Below are 18,881 nucleotides of genomic sequence, written 5' to 3'. Positions count from 1 at the left end.
GCTTGCGCCCGCATGCAGGCATAACAAGAACGGGAGGCCGAGGCCTCCCGCTCCGCCCGTGCGAGCAAAAATTTGTGGTAGGCGCGAGGAGATTTGAACTCCTGACCACTTGCGTGTCAAGCAAGTGCTCTCCCCCTGAGCTACGCGCCTACAGCAAAGAGACGTGTTGAATAGCCCCGAGGGCCTTTCCTGTCAATCGAAAAATGTCCACTTTTTTCTGGTGCAACTTTTTTCCTTGACCTCAGGCCGGCAGGGATTATCTCATACTTCACGACAACAATCCATCGCCGTCCGGTCATGTCGGCGAGTTTTCGAGGAGTTTTCATGGAAGAACGCCGCTGCCCCCATTGCAACAGTATCCTGGAGTCCTGGATCGGACCGCCTGAAACCGGCTGGGGTGAGTTGTTTGTCTGCAACAACAACGACTGCCATTACTACCTGACCTCCAACACCTGCCTGATGGACCAGGGCGCCAAGGAGTGCCTCGGCTTCCGCTATGCCGAGGATCCCATGAACAATTACGCCTCCTTCAACCTGCTCTCCTGGTTTCCGTCCTCGCTCAAGGAAAAGGCGCAGGCCCTGGCCAACGCCAATAACAGCTAGTGTGATGCCCACGAAACAAGGTGATAAGAATGTCATCAGATTTCGTGGAAGATCATCAGCCGAAATGCGGGGATTTCAGCTGGCTCACGGAGCATGCTGCTCCGTGAGCCAGCCTCCGGGCGGTGCCGAAGCACCTTGCCGCAACATCATCTTGTCGCAAACACGCCGGCGGCGGCTCCGAGAGAGCCACCGCCGGCGTGTTTGCGTTGACGCACGGGGGAGGCAGCCGCTCCGGCCACCTCCCCCGTGTACTCTTTTCCTGGGGGGATGCACCTGCCTCAGCAGCCTTCGCCCCCGCCGCCGCAACCCATCTTGCAGCCGCCCTTCTGCTTGCGCAGCAGGCTCAGGTCGCCGTGGCCATACACCGCGGCCAGACCCTGGTCGATGAGGCCCTGCATCTCGTGGCAGGCCAGGCCGGATTCCTCCAACACCGCGCGGGGGGTGGCGCCCATGGCCGAACAAAGCACGGCCTTGCAGTCCTTGAGCAGCTCAGCCACCATCAGCCAGCGTTTGGGGCCGGAGGCGCGGGATGGTGCGGGGCGTTCCTCCACGAGTGCATACGCGCCCCCGGCCTGCTGAGACCAGATCTGGAAGCGGTCCGCCTCGCCCAGGTGACGGTTCACCAGCAGGCCTTCCTGAGTGCATACGGCCACGTACGGGCGCGCTTCTTCCATGGGCAACTCCATCTTGCTGCAGGCCGAGAGGCAGCCGGCCATTTCCTTGGTGCGGTCCTGGGTCAGCAGGCCCACGGCGTCGGCGCGGCAGCGCTGGCAGTGGCGCATCTGGGGCAGGTACTGCTCCATGGTGTTGCGGATGCCATCCAGCTTGGCCTTGTTGGGTTCCTCGATGTTTTCGTAGATGGTGCCGGCCACGGGCTTGAGACCCATGCAGTTCAGCACATCCACGCCAAGCTCTTTCATGGTTCTGGCGATGTCTTCAATATGATGCTCGTTCACGCCGGGGATGACGATGGTGTTCACCTTGACCACCATGCCCAGCTCCTTGCAGCGCCGGATGCCTTCCAGCTGGCGGGAGAGCAGCAGTCTGGCCCCTTCCAGCCCCTTGTACATCACGTTGCCGTCCTTGACCCAGGCGTAAACACTGGCCCCGATCTCCGGATCCACGGCATTGACCGTGACCGTCACGTGGGACACGCCCACCTCGGCCATCTCGTCCACATGGGCTGGCAGGCCAAGCCCGTTGGTGGAGAGGCAGAAGAGCAGCTGCGGGTGCTTCTTGTTCAGCCGGCGCATGGTGTCCAGGGTCTGGCTGGCGTTGGCCATGGGGTCGCCAGGGCCGGCAATGCCCACCACGGTGATGCGCGGTTCCTTGGCCAGGACCTTATCCATATAATGGACCGCCTGGGCCGGGGAAAGCACCGCGGAGGTGACGCCGGGCCGGCTTTCGTTCACACAGTCGTACTTCCGGTTGCAGAAGTTGCACTGGATGTTGCACTTGGGAGCCACCGGCAGATGCACGCGCCCGCAGGACCCCTTGGCTTCCTTGTTGAAGCACGGATGCTTGGAAAAATCCTTGGTCGTGGTGGACACGGAGGATGGTGCGAGAAGTTCCTTCATGACGCCGCTCCTTTAGACGTAGCTCCAGCCGAGGGGGTTATCGGCCTGGCGTTTTTCGATGATGGCATTGACGATGCGATCGAACAACGACTGCGTGCCCGTATAGAACAGGTGCGGCATGCGGGCGGCCCCGAACCGATCATGGACGGGGAAGCCCACGCGGACCAATGGCGCGCCGGCATCGCGGGCAATGCGATGGCCCTTTGAGTTGCCCAGGATGAGATCTGGCTTCAGCTCTTTGGTTTCATTCTCTATTTCAAAAAAGTCGATGTTTGGGCGGATGTCTGGCAGTTCCTTGAGCAGATCCCCGCACACGTCGGCGATCTTTTCCTTGAGCAGGCCGGAGTTGCCGCCCGAGGCCACCAGCACCGGCACCACGCCGATTTCCGCCAACAGGCCCGTGAGGCCCACGACCAGCTCTTCCTCGCCGTACACCACGGCGCGTTTGCCGGAGATGTACTTGTGGCCATCCACCAGGGCGTCGAGGAAGCGGCCACGTTCCCGCGCATAGCGGGCGGGCAGGGGGGCTCCGGAAATTTCCTGCATGGCCTCAAAGAAGGCGTCCGAGGCGCGCAGGCCGATGGGCGTGGGCAGGCGATAAGCCGGCACGCCGAACTTGTCCTGCAGGATTTTTGCGCCGGAGTTGTCCGGGTGCAGGGTGGCGCCGAACTCGATGGTGGCGCGGGCCGCGCCCATGGCCTTCAGGGATGCCAGGGGGGTGCCGCCGGGGGGCAGCTTCTGGTAATCTTCCACAATCTCGCCATCCAACGTATCGGAGTAGTCCGGCAGGATGGTCACGGGCATGTCGAAGCGTTCGAAGATATCCCTGGCGTTGCGGATGTCTTCGGGAGAGACGAAGCCGGGCAGCAGGTTCACGCCGGCGTGGCTGGGATTTGCCGCGCTCACGGGCAGGGGCATCTGCTCGCAGACGGCCTTGACCGCGGCCTGAAAGCCTTCCATGTGCGAGCCGGAGTAGCTGGGCGTGGAGACATGGACCAGATCGGGCAGTTCCAGGTCGCCGAACTCCTGCTTGAATTCGTGCAGGAGCATGGCCACGTCATCGCCGATGGTTTCCGTGAGGCAGGTGGTGGCGATGCCGACCATTTTGGCCTCGTACTTCTTCATCACATTGAGGATGCCCTGCTTGAGATTCGGGCCGCCGCCGTAGATGGCCTGCTTTTCCCCGAGGGAGGAGGACGCGATGTCCATGGGTTCGCGGAAGTGGCTGATGATGTAGCGCCGCATGTAGGTGGCGCAGCCCTGGGAGCCATGCAGGAAGGGGATGGCCCCCTCGATGCCGCGGAAGACGATGCTTGCGCCCAGGGGCGTGCAGAGCTTGCAGGCGTTGGTGGTGGAGACGAAGTCCGGGCTGGCGTGCTTGCTCACGGTCGGGCCTTCCGGACTGGTCGTGACGCTGCGGTCTTTCAGGGTGGCGTCGCTCATATGGTCGCCTCCGTTTCGCTCAGGGTGGTGCCGGCAGCGGCTGGCGAGGTGGCTTGGGCCGCCTTGGCGGCAGCAGCCTGGGCCATGCGCCGGGGCATGAACCGCCAGACCGGGCTGGTCACGGTGCGGTGCACTTCCAGGGCAAAGTTATACATGCCCACAAAGCCTTCCAGGCATTCCTTGCGTTCGTGGTTGTGGTCGCAGAAACCGATGCCCAGCTTGTAGGCGATGGGCCGTTCCTTGACGCCGCCCACGAAGATGTCCACATCCTTTTCCTTGATGAAGGCCGAGAGCTCCAGGGGGTTGGAATCATCCACAATGATGGTGCCGGGATCGCAGATGGCGGCCAGCTCTTCGTAGTCTTCCTTGGTCCCGGTCTGGGAACCCACCAGGGACACCTTCATGCCCAGGTGGCGGAAGGCCTTGATCAGGGAAAAGGCCTTGAAGGCCCCGCCCACGTAAATGGCGGCCTTTTTGCCTTCCAGATCCTTGCGGAACTCCTTGAGCCTGGGCAGCAGCGCGCCCACTTCCTCGGCCACGAGCTTGCGGGCCCGGTCCATGATGCCGGGGTCCTTGTCCTTGAAGAATTCGGCCACGTCGTAGAGGGCCTGGGCCATGTCCTCAATGCCGAAGTAGGAAACGCGGATGTAGGGCTGGCCGAACTGCTCCTGCATCAGCTTGGCAAAAGGCTGGGTGGCGCCGTTGCACTGGACCAGGTTGAGGGCTGCGCCGTGGCAGCGGCGGATGTCGTCCACCCGGCCGTCGCCGGTGACGGTGGCCACCACCTGCAGGCCCAGGCGCTCATAATACTCGCGGATGACCCAGATTTCCCCGGCCAGATTAAAATCGCCCAGAATATTGATGGACAAGGGGGAGACGTCCGAGATGTCCCCGGTGCCGGCCAGCTTGGCCATAGCCTTGCAAGCAGCCTCGTAGCCAGCGCGCTTGTTGCCCTTGAAGCCCTCGCTCTGCACGGGCAGCACGGGGATTCCCTTCTCCTCGCTCACTTTTTTGCAGACGGCCTGGATGTCGTCCCCGATGATGCCCACAATACAGGTGGAGTAGACAAAGGCGGCCTTGGGCTGGTGGCGGTCGATGAGTTCGAGCAGGGCCTTGTACAGCTTCTTTTCCCCGCCGAAGATGACATCGCGTTCCTGCAGATCCGTGGAGAACGAAAGACGGTGCAGCTCCGGCCCCGAAGACATGGCGCCGCGGATGTCCCAGGTGTAGGCCGCGCAGCCGATGGGGCCGTGGACCAGATGCAGGGCATCGGCAATGGGGTACAGGACCACGCGGGAGCCGCAGAAGGTGCAGGCGCGCTGGGAGACGGCGCCAGCCAGGCTCGGACGGTTGCAGGCCAGATCAAAGGCGCTGGGGGCGTCTTTTTCGCCGGTCACGTGGATTTGGTTGGCCCGTTCCTCAAAAATGACGGGCTTGCTCTGTGTGGCGCTGTCGGGCATGGCGTGGTCAGACATGGCGGTCCTCCGTTCGTCTCTTGCGCAACGCAATTTTCAGATGACGACGGTATGAATGCTAACAATTCAGTCAATTTTGTCCAGGGCGACCCGAAAGAAAACACGGGCCGCCCGACAAATTTGTCAAACTAGAGCACAAAATCCTCGGCCACCCCGCCTTCTTCCATGGCGTCAAAGATGGCATCCACGGCGTCCTCGGATTCCACGCCGCCGTACCAGACGTTCTGGGGGTAGATGACCATCACGGGGCCATTGTCGCACTGCTTGAGGCAGCTGGTGGTGGTCAGCAGGGCGTCCAGGCCGCGATCGAGGATCTGTTCTTCAATGTAGCCTGCCAGGCCGGAGCTCTTTTTATGGCACACGCCCTTGGGTTCGCCCTTGGCGCGGAAGGACTGGCACAGCAGGATATGGTAGGTGGGCTTTTCCACGAGGTCTCTCCTCCACTGAACGGGGGTCGGGTTGGTGTGAGCTAGCGGGGTTGCTTGCCTTTTTTGTTCTTGATGCCAAAACTCGCCAGCACGGCCGGGACCACGTCCGTCTCTTCGGGCACCACGCGCACGGTGATGCCGTGTTCCGCGAGCACGCGCTGGGGATTGTCGCCGGCGCTGGCCACCAGGAGGATTTTGCAGTCCGCCAGGGTTTCGGCCAGTTCCTTCCAGCGGCTGTCACCGCCGCCCTTGGGCGGGGCCATCCGGGTTTCCTTGAGGGTCACCAGCCCGCCTTCGTTCTGATAGATGAGCAGGCGGCTGGCGTGGCCCAGGTGGGTATCCACCACTTCGCCGTTGCTGGTGGCCACGGCCACCAGGGGGCGCTGGGCATCGGGCATGACGATGGGCCCGGAATTGGCGCCCATGGCCATGATCTTGTTCAGGACGCTGGCGGCGGTCTCCTCGCCGAGCAGGCCTTGCGCATCGGCCCGGCAGTGGGCGCAGCATTCCATGAGGGGCAGATGCGGCCGGGCGGCCTCGCGGGCGGCGTGCATGTGGGCCTTGGTGGCGGCCTGGTGCAGACCCAGGGGCGAGGCCTGTGCCGGATGGAAGGGAACGAGCTCCAGCCCGTCCACATCCAGCTCGGCCAGCCAGGCCGCCACGGCGGCCACATGGGCGTCGTTGACGTCCGGAATCACGGTGCAGATGGCGATGACCTCCAGGCCCAGCTTTTTGCAGGCGAGAATCCCCTCGCGCTGGGCACTGATGAGCAGGGACGCACCTTCCACGCCAAAATGATTGCGCTTGCCGGGCCGCACAAAGTAGTACACCCGGGCGGCAATGGCTGGTTCCACGGCGTTTACAGCCACATAGACCTGCTCCACGCCGGCTTCCCTGAGGGACGCGGCCTGTTCCGCCAGGAGCAGACCATTGGTGGAAACGAATCGCCGCAGGGCGGGATGCGCCTGCCCGACCAGCCGCAGGGTTTCCAGGGTCTTTTCGGCATCGGCCAGGGAATCGCCCGGGCCGGCCACGCCCACGGCGCGGATGTCGTCCTTGCGGGTCAGCACTTCGTCCAGATAGGCCAGGGCCTGGGTGGGGGTGAGCAGCTGGCTGGTGACGTGCGGGCGGGACTGGTTGGCGCAGTCGAAGTTGCGGTCGCAGTATTTGCACTGGATGTTGCAACGAGCGGCCACCGGCAGGTGGAGCCTGCCGCAGAGGTGCTCTGATTCCAGAGGGGCCATGCTTTCCATATGCGTTCCTGCCGCCTCCCGAGGGTGAAGGAAGAAGGAGCGGGACCGCCCTGTGGGCCGGTAACGGGAGGAGCTGCCCGGCCGGGCGGTCCCGCTCTTGAGACGCGAGGGGTCTTAGAACACGAGCTCGAAGGTCTCGACAGGCGCGTCGCGTTCCTTGCGGCTGAGCAGCGCGTCGATCATCTTTTCGATCAGCCGCATGCCGCCGCGGTAGCCGACCGTGGGGAAGTACTGATGGCCCACGCGGTCGATGATGGGGAAGCCATGGCGGATCAGGGGGATGTCCTCGTCACGGGCAATGTACTTGGCGTAGGTGTTGCCGATGATGAGGTCGGGCTTGTCCTGCTTGATCCACTGGTGCAGCAGGAACATATCCCCGTGTTCGCGGACGTTGACCTTGTAGCCGATGTCCTTGGTCAGTTCCTCGATCTTGCCGGTGAACCGCTTGCCTGCCGGGGAGCCGGTGACGATGTGGATGGGCAGCATGTCCAGGGAGACCAGGAATTCCGTCAGGCTGACCAGCTGGTCCGGGTCGCCCACCAGGGCCACCTTCTTGCGGTAGAAGTACTGGTGGTAGTCGGAAATCATGTCCACCAGCTGACCGCGTTCAAACTCGATTTCCTTGGGCACTGCGACGCCGGCGATGACGCGCAGGGCGTCCACGTACGCGTCGGTGTAGTTCAGGCCGATGGGCAGCTCCAGGATGGAACAGGGCACCTTGTATTCGGTGTCCAGGTACCGGGCGCCGTCAGCAGAGGCCCAGAAACCCATGGCGATGGAGCCCTTGGAGTTGGAGCAGTCCTGCAGTTCGGGCACGGTGACGCCGCCGTCAGGGTACATCTTGTATTCGCCGGTGAGCGGGCCGTTGGTCACGCCGGAGGTGTCGGGGATGCAGATGGTCTTCACGCCCATGACGTTGGCCAGGCGCTTGACTTCGGCCATGTCTGCAGGCTCGACGTACCCGGGCAGGATGTTGATCTTGCCGTTGGGCTTGGTCTTGGGCTGGGCCAGACCCTTGATCATGCCCTTGACCATGTTGGCGAAGCCGGTGACATGGGAGCCGACGTACGAGGGCGTGGAGGCGCTGACCACATGCTTGCCGGCCGGGATTTTGCCTTCCTTGTCGGCCTTGTCCACGATCTGGGGCACGTCGTCGCCAATGGTTTCTGACAGACAGGTGGTATGCACGGCGATGACTTCAGGCTCGTACACCGTGAACATGTTCTGGATGGCCGCCAACAGGTTGGACTGGCCGCCAAAGACCGAGGAGCCTTCGGTAAAGGAGCTGGTGGCCGCGCTGATGGGTTCCTTGTAATGCCGGGTCAGCATGGAGCGGTGGTAGGCGCAGCAGCCCTGGGAGCCGTGGGAGTGCGGCAGGCAGCCGTGGATGCCCAGGGAGGCGTACATGGCGCCGATGGGCTGGCAGGTCTTGGCGGGGTTGATGCTCAGCGCCTGCCGTTCCACAGTTTCAACGGGGGTATGACGAAGGAGCTTGGACATGATGCTCTCCTGATATCCTGTAAGGGGCCTACGCGTCGTTCCAGGCGTAGGAGGCCACGAGTTCGGGCTTCTTCTGCCAGGGGGCCTTCATGTAGCCCCAGACCCGGGTGTTCACCAGGCGGTCGATTTCCTGGTAGAAGTTGATGGCGCCCGCGAAGCCGGCATAGGGGCCGCCGGAGTCGTAGCTGTGCAGCTGCTTCATGGGGATGCCCATCTTCTGGATGCTGAACTTTTCCTTGATGCCCGCGCAGAACACGTCCGGGCGGAACTTCTTGACCAGCTCGTCCGCCTCGTACTGGTTCAGGTCGTCAATCACGAGGGATTCGGGCTTCATGTCGGGCATCATGCCGTTGTAATCCTTGAACTCGAAGCCGCAATCTTCCAGGGCCTTCAGCTCTTCGGCCGACTTGCGGGGCTTGTAGAGTTCGGGATCCTGATGCACATCCAGTTCTTCGATGTTCCGGGAGTCGGCATCCACCTTGATGCTGGGGATGACCTTGCGGCCTTCGTAGTCGTCCCGGTGGGCGAACTCGTAGCCGGCCGCCAGGGTGGTCATGCCCATTTCCCCGAACAGGTCCTGGTAATGGTGGGCCCGGGAACCGCCGACAAAGAGCATGGCCGTCTTGCCGGTGGTGCGGGGCTTCACGTCGTTCAGCACGGTTTCCACGGCGGCCATTTCTTCGGCAATAACCTTTTCCACCCGGTCCTTGAGCTCCTGGTCGCCAAAGTATTCAGCGATCTTGCGCAGGCTCTTGCTGGAGCTTTCCGCACCGATGAAGTTCACCTTGATCCAGGGGATGCCGTACTTGATCTCCATCATTTCAGCCACGTAGTTGATGGAACGGTGGCACATGATGCAGTTCAGGTCCGCGGTGTGGGCCCGGGCGAAGTCATCATAGGTGGAGTTGCCGGAGAAGGTGGCGTTGAGGGTGATGCCGCAGCGTTCCAGCAGATCTTCGATGACGAAGGCGTCACCGCCGATGTTGTACTCGCCCAGCATGTTGATGCGGTACTTGCCTTCCACCTCCGTATTGGAGGTCCCCACCACGTGGGTGAAGATCTGGTTGTTGGCAATGTGGTGGCCGGCGGACTGGGACACACCCTTGTACCCTTCGCAGGAGAAGGCGAAGACGTTGATATCGATGCCCTGCTCGTTGAACTCGGCCTTCATGTCCCGGGCCACGGCGTTCACGTCGTCGCCGATCAGGCCCACGGGACAGGTGGCGAACACGGCCATGGCCTTGGGCTTGAAGAGGGCATAGGCCTCGCGGATGGCCGCCTTGAGCTTCTTTTCCCCGCCGAACACGATGTCGTTTTCGTTCATGTCCGTGGAAAAGGCGTACGGCATGTAGTTTTCGCTGGTCTCGGTCTCGGGGCGGGTCTGGTTGCGCCGGGTGAGCCAGGAGTAGAACCCGCAGCCGATGGGCCCGTGGGTGATGTTCACGATGTCGCGCGTGGGGCCCAGAATAACGCCCTTGCACCCGGCGTACGTGCAGCCGCGCATGGTGATGATGCCGGGAATGGTACGGACGTTGGCCTCGATGATCGGGGCGTCTTCACCCTTGAATTCGTTGAGCAGAAACTGCTTGCTCCGCTTGCGGGCCACCTTGGGCGGGTACTTCTTGAGCACCTCTTCCTTGAAGGAGGCCAGGCTCTCGGTGGTGATTTCGACTGGCTTTTTGGACTTGGTCGCCATGATGGTCGTGCTCCCTAATAAAATCTGTTGCGATCCTGGACGGTGCCGGCGGCGTTACATCTCATCGATGGCGTCGTCGCCCTTTTCACCGGTGCGCACGCGGACCGCGTCGCCCATGGGCATGACGAAGATCTTGCCATCGCCAGGCTTGCCGGTGAGGTTCACCTGCATGATGGTCTTGACCACGGTCTCCACCATGTCTTCCGGCACCACCACGGTGAGCACCCGCTTGGGATACAGGCGGCCTTTTTCGCCCAGGAGCGCAGCGGCTTCCTCGCTGCCTTCCTTCACACCATCCAGGAGGTCCTTGGGGACCAGGCCCTTGCCGCGACCCAGAGCCTCCACCGCGAAGAAGGCGCTTACACCGGCCTCCGTCAGGGCGCTCTTGGTCTGGTTCATCATGTTCATGCGGATAACCGCCATGATCTCTTTCATGTTACTTGACCTCCTCCACCACCCCAGGCTTCACTTCCTTGATGCCGGAGGAGACCGTGTACACAGAATCCACAGGGGAGACGAAGATCTTGCCGTCGCCGAAGGCGCCCTTGTCCCCGGTCCGGGCGGCGGCCATGATGGTCTTGATCACGAATTCCACGTCGGACGCGGGCACCACGCACATCAGCAGCGTTTTGGGGATTTCGTCATAGGTGATCTCGCCGATCTTGATGCCGCGCTGCTTGCCGCGGCCAGCGACGTTGAACTTGGTGACGGCGGGAAAGCCGTTGTCGAGCAGCGCAGCGAGGACGTCGTTGACTTTCTCGGGACGAACAATGGCGCGGACCATGCTGAACATTGGAGGTGCTCCTTGGAGGTTGGGATACGGTGGATGAGGTGCGTGCCGGTTCGGCCTAGTTCATGATGCCGTGCGCCACGAGCAGGGCTTCCAGTTCTTCGATGGACAGCGGATCAGGAATGACGAACATCTGGTTCTGGTCGATCTTCTTGGCCAGGGCCCGGTATTCATCGGCCTGGGGATGCTCGGGGGAGAAGTCGATGACGGTTTTGCGCATCAGTTCGGCGCGCTGCACCTGATTGTCACGAGGGACAAAGTGGATCATCTGGGTGCCAAGGCGTTCGGCCAGGGCCAGGATCAGCTTGTCTTCGTTGTCAACCTTACGGCTGTTGCAGATCAGCCCGCCCAGGCGTACGCCACCGGCGTCGGCGTACTTCACAATGCCCTTGCAGATGTTGTTGGCAGCGTACATGGCCATCATTTCGCCGGAAACGACGATGTAGATTTCCTGGGCCTTGCCTTCGCGGATGGGCATGGCGAACCCGCCGCACACCACGTCGCCCAGCACGTCGTAGAACACGTAGTCGAGCTGCTTTTCTTCCTTGAAGGCGCCCAGCTGTTCCAGCAGGTTGATGGAGGTGATGATGCCGCGGCCGGCGCAGCCAACGCCCGGTTCAGGGCCGCCGGATTCGGTGCACAGGGTGCCGGCAAAGCCTTCCAGCACGATATCTTCCAGTTCCACGTCCTCGCCTTCTTCACGCAGGGTGTCGAGCACGGTGCGCTGGCTCAGACCGCCAAGCAGCAAGCGGGTGGAGTCGGCCTTGGGGTCGCAGCCCACCACCATGACCTTTTTGCCCATTTCCGCCAGGCCAGCCACAGTGTTCTGCGTGGTGGTGGATTTGCCGATGCCGCCCTTGCCGTAGATAGCGATCTTCCTCATGACTGTTCCTCCCGTTTTGGATGTCGTTGAGGGGTGATGTCGATGGAGCGAATATGGCATTAAGCGTGCCAAACGCTGATCGGCAAATCAAATTCCATATTTTCAGGATGTTATATTATTGACTACATTTTTGTAGCACCGCTCGCCCGGCGGCACGGCTACCATTTGGTAGAATTGCCACTACCTTTTTGTATTGATAGGTATTTTCAATTGACAGGCAGGCCTTCACCCTGCCGCCGCAAGGGGGCTTCGCCTACCATCAGGGCATGCGCACCACCCTGCCCTGCCCGCTTTTTGCTACGGATTCCGGAAGTATGCACAGCACGGACAGCCTGACTGCCATGCGGATGCTCCCGGATGGTTGTGTGGATCTCATCTGCACGTCGCCCCCCTTCGCCCTGGGCTGCCCCAAGCCCTATGGGAACCCTGCCGAGGACGAGTACCTGCCCTGGTTCCGCCCCTTTGCCGTGGAGATGGCCCGTCTGCTGGCCCCAACCGGTTCGCTGGTGCTGGATGTGGGCGCGGCCTGGCAGCAGGGCCGCCCCTGCCGCAGCCTGTACCCTTACGAGGTGCTGCTCATGTGCTGTCGGGAGTTGGGCCTGCATCTGGCCCAGGAACTGACCTGGTGGAACCCCGCGACCATGGCCGCAGGCTACTGGACGAATCGCAAGAAGGAGCGTCTCAAGGATGCGGCGCACCATGTGTGGTGGCTGGCCAAAAGCCCGCGCCCCAAGGCCGACACCTCACGGGTGCTCTGGCCGTATCGCCCGCACATGCGCCATCTCCTGCGCACTGGTCGGAAGGGGCGCAAGAGCCCCAGCGGGCACGACAACCGTTACTTCCGCCGCGACAATGGCGGCGCCATTCCTCACAATCTCATTGCGCTGGCGCACGAGGGCGGGAGCTCCGCCTACCTGCGGGCCTGCCGGGCGGCAGGCATCCCGCCGCACCCGGCCCGCTTTCCCGAGGCCCTGCCGCGCTTCTTCATCCGCCTGTTGACCGATCCGGGCGATCTGGTGCTGGATCCCTTCGCCGGCTCCTGCACCACGGGGCGGGCCGCGGAGCGCCTGGGCCGACGCTGGCTCTGCCTGGAGCGCGAAGCTGCCTATCTGCAGGGCGGCATCCTGCGCTTCACGGCAGAGCCCACGGCCCACGCCACCCCTCCCCCGCCCCGCAAGCCCTACACCATCTTCCACCCCGAGGCCTCGGCCCGCGGCCCTGGCGACGCGCCCGGCCTGGAGTGAGGCGCCCTCACTTGCCCGTCCCGTTCACGCTCAGCATCCCGGCAGCGCCTTCGTCGGCCAGGGCCTGCAGGGCAAAGGAGAGATCAAGCCGGGAGGTCCCAAGGAGAGCCTTGGTCTGATCCACGTCGCGGATGGATGTCCAGCTCTGGCCATCACCGCTCAGGTACAGGCCCTTGCTGGAGATGCGGACGTAGATATCGCGATGAAAGCGCAGCTGGCCGGTCACCGGGGCCATGGTCACGGCCGGGGTGTTCACTTCCAGCCTGAGCGGCAACTGCTGGCCCTGCTCCAGCAGCAGGACCACGGGGGTATCGCTGGCAAAGGCCCGCTCCACCTCGTGCAAACGCGCCGGATTTGCCTTGAGTTCCGCCAGGGTCAGTTGCCGCGGCCCCTCTGCCTGGGTCTGTCGGCCGACGGTGGCGCAGCCTGCGAGCAGGCCCAGTACGAGACATGACAACATCAGTCGAGACATGACCGCCTCCCGAGGTTATTCCAATGATGAATCATCCTCATCTTCCACATATTCCAACACATCTCCTGGCTGACAGCCCAGGTGCCTGCAGATGGCGTCCAGCGTGGAAAACCGGATGGCTTTTGCCTTGCCGGTTTTCAGAATGGACAGATTCTGCACGCTGATGCCCACGCGCTGGGCCAGTTCGTTGGAGCGCATTTTGCGCCTGGCCAGCATCACATCGAGATTGATACGAATACCCATAGGTTCCCGCGCCATCATTAGATGGTCAGACTGTGATCCGCATGCAGTTCGCGCCCTTCCTCCATCACCCACACCGCCACGCGCAGCACCAGCCCGAGCAGCAGCGCCGTGAGATCCGGCGTGGTCAGACCCAGCTCGATGGTGCGCTGGCCCGGCGGCAGGTGCAGGGTCAGGGCCATGCTGAGCAGGGGGGTCTGCAAAAAGCCAAGGCCGGCCCACCAGAGCAGGGCCGCCGCCAATCGCTTGAAGCATTCCACATTTTCCTGCGCAAAGATGCGCCCTTGCGCGTACAGACCGAACAGCCTGCGCAACACGATCAGCCCATACACCGCCGCCGCGGTGGGCGCCAGGCAGACAAGACACCCCAATGCCCTCGTGGCCAGGGGAAGCACCAGGGGCGCGCTGCGGGGCAACACTCTGTGCACGTAGTCCTGCGGCAAGGCGTCCAGCCCAATCCAGAACGCCAGCTGGGCCAGGGGCAATGCTGCCGCCAACACTACCAACACCACCCGCAACCTGCGACTCCAGCGCGCAATCTTCGCAATCCTATTCATCCTGCACCTCCAGGGCATCGCGAACCACGTGTGCTTTTCAGGAATTTATTATCGAAAGTCAATCATTTTTTCGCGTCATTCGGGATACCCCGGTCTTCTCAGCCTCCCCTTGCCAAATGCGGAGCCAGGAATTATTGTGAGGATTGACCCACCGGCATGACCGGCAGACTGGTCTTTCACAATCGCAGAGGGGGCGCACTGGTTTCGACGGGGATGGGAAGTCGATGTTGCAGGTCGAGGACGCCGTTGGCCTCGTAAAAAAACGGCACCATCATAGTTGCCAATAACGACTACGATTACGCTCTGGCCGCCTAATACAGGCAGCCACGTCCGACTCGTTCACGCCTGATAGGCGGGAAGGGCGAAAAAACATCAGGCTGGCCGCTGCCGGCGCACGCCGCGGCAGGGGTGAGACTAAGGTGTGCTGGCCTGTGGGAGAGTTTGGTCATGGACGACTCCACGGGCGACAATAAAACATGACCTGAACCTGGAGACGCATCGCGCGGAACATTCTCGGACGGGGGTTCGATTCCCCCCGCCTCCACCATTTAGAAAAGACAAACCCGTCTCTCTGGGGTCATTCTCCGGGGTGACGGGTTTTCTTTTTCCCCTTGTTTCTAAAGGGTTTGCGCCCGTTTCACATCTTTCCGAAGCACCTCTTTGCACCATCGATTCTCCCCATCCTCCAGCCTTTCTTTCTCTGTTTGGCCCCTGATTCTCTGTTTTCTCCGGACCAAGTCCGAAGCGCGTCCGGAAAGCTACATCCTTGATTGATATGGGGTTGCGGCTGGTTGCCGTTTTTGGCGGTTGTCTTAGGTCATCGCTCGATGCCGAAACCGGACGTTTTTTTCGAAATTGCCTGCATCGGCCGTGAAAAGAAGCGTGGTCAACTCCGGTTTCCTGCCCCCAAAGAAGAAAAGCCGACGCTGATGGTCGGCTCTCTGGGGCGGTCTCCGGTCCGGTCGTCAGTCGGTGGCGAAGCCGAACTGGCGGCGCTGCTCGGCCCAGTCCTCGGGAAAGGTCTGGGTCAGCTTGGCCAGCGATAACCCGTTTGGTTCCTCGCCGTTGATCAGGGCCTCGACGATGTCGGGGGCCAGGGTCGTTAGCTTGAGGATGCGGGCCACATACGAGCCATCGACGTCGAGGGTACGGGCAAGCTCGCTGATGGACTTGATCTGGCCGGATTCGAGGATGTCGGCCCAGGAAAAGGCCCTGCCCAGCGCCTGGAGGACGGCGGACTGCACCGGTTCCTGCGCTCCGGTGATTTCTCCATCCAGGGCCTGGGGAGCGATGACCGTCTTGCGGCCGCGCATGCGCCGGATCAGCATCGGGATATGGATCTGCAGGTTGCCGTTGTCGGCAACGGTAATGGTCGGCTTTATTTTCATCGGCTTGCCCTCCGTTCGGTGACTTCGCATGCCAGACCGGCCAGCTCGGCGATGAGTGTTGTCAGCCCGTTGGTGCGCAGCTCCATATCGATTCCGGTCTCCCGGATCTCCACCTTATCCACCAGGAGGCGGATGAGCCGGTTTCGCTCCACCGGGAAAAGGTCTTCCCAGAAGCCCTCGACATTCTGGAAGGCCTCCGAGACATCCTGTTCCGTGATGCTGTTCCCCCGGTAGGCTCTGCAGCGCTCGCTCACATGGGTCAGTTGTTTCGAGAGCTCAACCGCCTGGCGATTGACCGTCGTCAGCATCTCGGTCTTGCCCGGCTGATCGCTGCCGGGTTTCATTAATTCGAGAGCCTGCTCCCGCGCCTGCGACAGCTCCATCTCGAGTTGGGCTTTCTGCTTGAACAACCGCTCCCGCTCTGCCTGCTCGATGTCCCGAGCCGCGAAGTAGGTTTTGGCCACCAGCGTCGGTGTGCGGAACACCGCGCTCAACTGTTCGACCACGGCCTGCTCGATGTCCCCGGCGGGAATCCGTTTGAGCGGACACCGGCTCACGGTCCGCTTGCTGTCCTTCTGGCAGATGTAATAGGTGTAGTGGCGACCGTTCTTGCGGGCGTAGGTCGGTCCCATCGCGCATCCGCAGTGGCCGCAGCGGATGACGCCTTTCAGCGGGGCGACCATTTTGGTTCTGGCCATGGAAACCTTGACCGGTTTGTTGTCCTCCAGGATGGCCTGCACTTTGTCCCAGGTCGCCCGGTCGATGATTCCTTCGTGCTCGCCAGGGTAGCTGCGGTCCTTGTGGGCGATCTCGCCGATATAGATCCGGTTGTTCAGCAGTCGATAGATGTGGGCGGTGTTCCATTCGGAGCCCTCGCGCACTTTGCCTTTCTTGGTAGTCCAGGCCTTGGTGCGGTAACCCTGTTCGTTCAATTCCTGGCCCAGCTTCTTGGCCGAGCCGATCTGGATGAAGCGGCGGAAGATGTACTGCACCGTCCTGGCTTCATCGGGATTGACCAGCAGCTTCTTATTATCCCGGTCGACGTCGTAGCCGATGATGGGCACGCCGCCGCAGTATTTACCTCGGCGCTTGGCTGCCGCCACCTTGTCCCGGATGCGTTCGGCGATGACCTCCCGCTCGTACTGGGCGAAGGTGATCAGGATGCCGAGAAACATCCGGCCAGTGGGATCGGTGGTGCTGAAGTGCTGGGTGACCGAGACGAAGCTGACGCCCTTTTCATTGAAGAGATCGATCATCTTCATGAAATCCAGCAGCGAGCGGGATAGCCGGTCGACCTTGTAGACGACGATCACATCGATCTTCCCGGCGTCGATGTCCGCCAGCAGGCGGCGCAGCCCCGGACGCTCCATGTTCCCGCCCGAGAAACCACCATCGTCATAGCGATCCGGCAGAGCCGTCCAGCCCCGCATCCGCTGGGCTTCGATATAGTGTTCCGCCGACTCCCGTTGGGCATCCAACGAGTTGAACTCCTGTTCGAGCCCTTCCTCGTGGCTCTTGCGTGTGTAAATGGCGCAGCGCAGGGTCTTGTTCTTGCCCGGCGCGACATTGCTGTTATCAAGCATCCGAACCTCCCTCGGCTTTTCTGCCGTAAACCTTCTTCAGCCCGAAAAAGACCTTGCCGTTCCACCTGGTCCCGGTGATCTCCCTGGCCACCGCGCTGAGCGACCGGAAGGTGCGGCCTTCGAACTCATAGCCATCGGCAAGGACAGTCACTTCATAGCGCCGGTCGTTCCAGACCCGCACCAGTCTGGTCCCGGGCAGGATCGCCTCGTTTGATTTCCGCTCTTCTGGGATGCGTCGATTGACAGTGGCGACCGGGTCCTCCTTGGCGGCCTGCTGGAGATGGACCTTGGCCTGCTCCGACAACCCACCGTAGAAAAGCTCCTGGATGCGATAGACCAGCCGCTTGATGAGGAATTGCTTCTTGTACTGGGGCGGCTCTTCGCCGTAGAGGTCGAGCCATTTTTCCCGGAGCTGCTCCAGGGACATGGATTGCAGCAGGGCCATCTGCCGAAGGACCGAGTTTCGGGTTCGGTCCTGATTCTTGCCGCCGGTGGCGACGTTCTGTAACTCATTCATTTTCAACTCCTTATTTTGGTTTCCGGACGAGTTGTCATGAATGAATGCTCTGTTCCGGCAATGAATCAAGTCCTTCTCCGAGCACAGGGGAAGAATCTTCGAAAATCTCTAACTCACTGCCACCACATGCTTTTTTGGCCTTTCGGCGCAGGATCGCAGTGGCCAGAATGGAGGCGGCTGACTGGAGCCTCGCCTCACCCGACAGGCGGCCGGGTTTGCCGTTTTCGCCAAGGTCATCCGTCCCCGGTACATCATTCATTTCCTGTACATCCAACATCGAACACCTCCGGTGGGACCGGGGGGCTGGATGGTGTGGATGCCAGAAAACGGTGGCGGTCGGGATGCGCGTTCGATGGCACCCACAACCGCCTCAGCTCCGCCTCTGGTCGGTTATCTGGTTTCTAACTGCTCGTCCGGTTTCAAACCGGCTTTCTTCAGGCCTTACCTACCGAGGGGCTCATGGAAGTGTCGGAAATCAGGTGTGAGATTATTTCTTGACCTGATATGCATCAGGTTTATATTATTAGGGTTTGCTGGCGCATTGCGCCTTTTTGTCTTTCAACAGAAATGGAGACGCCATGGGCAAAGCGAAGACGGATGAGATAACGCCGTTGCAGCGGAAAACGCTCGAAGCGATATGTCGTTTTGTCGATGCCAAGGGCTTCCCTCCAACGATGAAGGAACTGAGCGAGATCTTTGAAATCAGCCCGGCGAGTGCCCACGACCGGATCAATCAACTGGTGCGCAAGGGATACCTGAAGCGAGAGGACGGTAAGTCTCGCGGCATTGCCGTCGCCCGCCGTCCCAGCGAGATGGCTGCCTCCCTGGTTTCAATCCCTGTTGTGGGTATGGTGGCGGCTGGCTGCCCCATCCTGGCGGAAGAGAACATCATCGGCCAAGTACTGGTCGAATCGGACGTCGTTCGTTCCGGTCAGCACTTTGCACTCCGTGCGGTGGGTGACAGCATGGTCGGTGCCGGTATCAACGATGGTGATTTGATCATCGTGCGGCAGCAGCCCATCGCCGAGGACGGAGACATCGTTGTCGCGCTGCTCAACAACGAGGCGACCGTCAAGCGGCTGAAAATCAAAGACGAGCTCATCGAATTGGTGCCCGAGAACCCGGAGGTAAGAAAGATCCGGATCAGGCCGGAGGATGACCTTCGAGTTTTAGGCAAGGTCGTTGGATGGAAACGGAATTAACCGAGACAGACATGGACGAATAACGACAAA

20 protein-coding genes, 1 tRNA gene and 1 other RNA gene are annotated in these 18,881 nt (G+C 61.6%); 4 read left to right on the top strand and 18 right to left on the bottom strand.

All coding sequences use genetic code 11. The features are described from left to right. Window positions 1-75: 75 nt before the first annotated feature. Window positions 76-150 (bottom strand) — tRNA-Val (locus ACYQ00_RS14545). A gap of 174 nt (window positions 151-324) precedes the next feature. On the opposite strand from ACYQ00_RS14545, the gene ACYQ00_RS14540 reads away from it, so the two are divergent. After that, complete coding sequence (locus ACYQ00_RS14540; protein WP_460032825.1) at window positions 325-603, top strand: hypothetical protein; 279 nt, start codon at window positions 325-327, stop codon at window positions 601-603. A 278-nt stretch (window positions 604-881) separates the two neighbouring features. Here the strand turns inward: ACYQ00_RS14540 and nifB are convergent, their stop codons facing one another. The 10 genes from nifB to nifH form a co-directional block, all read right to left on the bottom strand. Further along, window positions 882-2,180 carry a nitrogenase cofactor biosynthesis protein NifB gene (gene nifB / locus ACYQ00_RS14535; RefSeq protein ID WP_460032824.1) on the bottom strand — a complete coding sequence of 433 codons (1,299 nt, stop codon included), beginning with the start codon at window positions 2,178-2,180 and terminating at the stop codon, window positions 882-884. 12 nt (window positions 2,181-2,192) lie between these two features. Continuing rightward, on the bottom strand, window positions 2,193-3,623 hold the full coding sequence (locus ACYQ00_RS14530; RefSeq protein ID WP_460032823.1) for a nitrogenase component 1: 1,431 nt from the start codon (window positions 3,621-3,623) through the stop codon (window positions 2,193-2,195). Beyond that, window positions 3,620-5,098 carry a nitrogenase iron-molybdenum cofactor biosynthesis protein NifE gene (gene nifE / locus ACYQ00_RS14525; RefSeq protein WP_460032822.1) on the bottom strand — a complete coding sequence of 493 codons (1,479 nt, stop codon included), beginning with the start codon at window positions 5,096-5,098 and terminating at the stop codon, window positions 3,620-3,622. Before nifE ends, ACYQ00_RS14530 begins: the two co-directional genes overlap by 4 nt. A 128-nt stretch (window positions 5,099-5,226) precedes the next feature. Next, window positions 5,227-5,526, bottom strand: a complete 300-nt coding sequence (locus ACYQ00_RS14520) for a (2Fe-2S) ferredoxin domain-containing protein (RefSeq protein ID WP_460032821.1) — start codon at window positions 5,524-5,526, stop codon at window positions 5,227-5,229. A gap of 41 nt (window positions 5,527-5,567) precedes the next feature. Continuing rightward, window positions 5,568-6,779, bottom strand: a complete 1,212-nt coding sequence (locus tag ACYQ00_RS14515; RefSeq protein WP_460032820.1) for a NifB/NifX family molybdenum-iron cluster-binding protein — start codon at window positions 6,777-6,779, stop codon at window positions 5,568-5,570. A gap of 114 nt (window positions 6,780-6,893) precedes the next feature. Beyond that, a complete protein-coding gene (locus ACYQ00_RS14510; protein WP_460032819.1) occupies window positions 6,894-8,279 on the bottom strand; it encodes a nitrogenase component 1 in 1,386 nt (461 codons plus the stop codon). Between the two features lie 28 nt (window positions 8,280-8,307). Further along, the gene (gene nifD / locus ACYQ00_RS14505) at window positions 8,308-9,975 is read right to left on the bottom strand and encodes a nitrogenase molybdenum-iron protein alpha chain (protein WP_460032818.1); all 1,668 of its coding nucleotides are present in this window, start codon (window positions 9,973-9,975) and stop codon (window positions 8,308-8,310) included. Between the two features lie 54 nt (window positions 9,976-10,029). Continuing rightward, complete coding sequence (locus tag ACYQ00_RS14500) at window positions 10,030-10,410, bottom strand: P-II family nitrogen regulator (protein ID WP_460032817.1); 381 nt, start codon at window positions 10,408-10,410, stop codon at window positions 10,030-10,032. A 1-nt stretch (window position 10,411) separates the two neighbouring features. Beyond that, the gene (locus ACYQ00_RS14495; RefSeq protein ID WP_460032816.1) at window positions 10,412-10,768 is read right to left on the bottom strand and encodes a P-II family nitrogen regulator; all 357 of its coding nucleotides are present in this window, start codon (window positions 10,766-10,768) and stop codon (window positions 10,412-10,414) included. A 55-nt stretch (window positions 10,769-10,823) separates the two neighbouring features. Next, window positions 10,824-11,648: a nitrogenase iron protein gene (nifH, locus tag ACYQ00_RS14490; RefSeq protein ID WP_460032815.1), complete on the bottom strand. Its 825-nt coding sequence runs from the start codon at window positions 11,646-11,648 to the stop codon at window positions 10,824-10,826. A gap of 314 nt (window positions 11,649-11,962) precedes the next feature. Between nifH and ACYQ00_RS14485 the strand changes: the two genes are divergently transcribed. Next, entirely contained in the window at window positions 11,963-12,892 is a 930-nt protein-coding gene (locus ACYQ00_RS14485; RefSeq protein ID WP_460032814.1) for a DNA-methyltransferase, read from the top strand. 7 nt (window positions 12,893-12,899) lie between these two features. Here ACYQ00_RS14485 and ACYQ00_RS14480 read toward each other — a convergent pair whose 3' ends face one another. From ACYQ00_RS14480 to ACYQ00_RS14470, 3 genes are read right to left on the bottom strand one after another with little or no spacing between them, the layout of a single operon-like run. Next, window positions 12,900-13,364 carry a hypothetical protein gene (locus ACYQ00_RS14480; RefSeq protein WP_460032813.1) on the bottom strand — a complete coding sequence of 155 codons (465 nt, stop codon included), beginning with the start codon at window positions 13,362-13,364 and terminating at the stop codon, window positions 12,900-12,902. A gap of 15 nt (window positions 13,365-13,379) precedes the next feature. Next, window positions 13,380-13,607, bottom strand: coding sequence for a helix-turn-helix domain-containing protein (locus ACYQ00_RS14475; protein WP_460032812.1), 228 nt, complete (start codon window positions 13,605-13,607; stop codon window positions 13,380-13,382). A gap of 17 nt (window positions 13,608-13,624) precedes the next feature. Continuing rightward, window positions 13,625-14,161 (bottom strand): DUF2975 domain-containing protein, encoded by a 537-nt coding sequence (locus ACYQ00_RS14470; RefSeq protein WP_460032811.1) that lies wholly within the window; start codon window positions 14,159-14,161, stop codon window positions 13,625-13,627. A 189-nt stretch (window positions 14,162-14,350) separates the two neighbouring features. On the opposite strand from ACYQ00_RS14470, the gene ssrA reads away from it, so the two are divergent. Continuing rightward, window positions 14,351-14,708, top strand: a transfer-messenger RNA (tmRNA) gene (gene ssrA / locus ACYQ00_RS14465). A gap of 418 nt (window positions 14,709-15,126) precedes the next feature. On the opposite strand, the gene ACYQ00_RS14460 is transcribed toward ssrA, so the two are convergent. From ACYQ00_RS14460 to ACYQ00_RS14445, 4 genes are read right to left on the bottom strand one after another with little or no spacing between them, the layout of a single operon-like run. After that, window positions 15,127-15,549, bottom strand: coding sequence for a hypothetical protein (locus tag ACYQ00_RS14460; RefSeq protein WP_011367856.1), 423 nt, complete (start codon window positions 15,547-15,549; stop codon window positions 15,127-15,129). Continuing rightward, window positions 15,546-17,132 carry a recombinase family protein gene (locus ACYQ00_RS14455; RefSeq protein ID WP_460032810.1) on the bottom strand — a complete coding sequence of 529 codons (1,587 nt, stop codon included), beginning with the start codon at window positions 17,130-17,132 and terminating at the stop codon, window positions 15,546-15,548. The genes ACYQ00_RS14460 and ACYQ00_RS14455 overlap by 4 nt, the downstream gene beginning before the upstream one ends. Next, window positions 17,125-17,649, bottom strand: a complete 525-nt coding sequence (locus ACYQ00_RS14450; protein ID WP_460032809.1) for a DUF2924 domain-containing protein — start codon at window positions 17,647-17,649, stop codon at window positions 17,125-17,127. Before ACYQ00_RS14450 ends, ACYQ00_RS14455 begins: the two co-directional genes overlap by 8 nt. 34 nt (window positions 17,650-17,683) lie before the next feature. Next, the gene (locus ACYQ00_RS14445; protein ID WP_460032808.1) at window positions 17,684-17,926 is read right to left on the bottom strand and encodes a hypothetical protein; all 243 of its coding nucleotides are present in this window, start codon (window positions 17,924-17,926) and stop codon (window positions 17,684-17,686) included. Window positions 17,927-18,227: 301 nt separating this feature from the next. Here ACYQ00_RS14445 and lexA point away from each other — a divergent pair, with 301 nt between their 5' ends. Beyond that, complete coding sequence (gene lexA, locus ACYQ00_RS14440) at window positions 18,228-18,851, top strand: transcriptional repressor LexA (RefSeq protein ID WP_353612805.1); 624 nt, start codon at window positions 18,228-18,230, stop codon at window positions 18,849-18,851. The last annotated feature ends 30 nt before the right edge of the window (window positions 18,852-18,881 follow it).

It is taken from the genome of Megalodesulfovibrio paquesii, from assembly GCF_054653055.1.
Note: the sequence above shows the minus strand (reverse complement) of the source record. Positions and strands in the feature narration are given on the sequence as shown.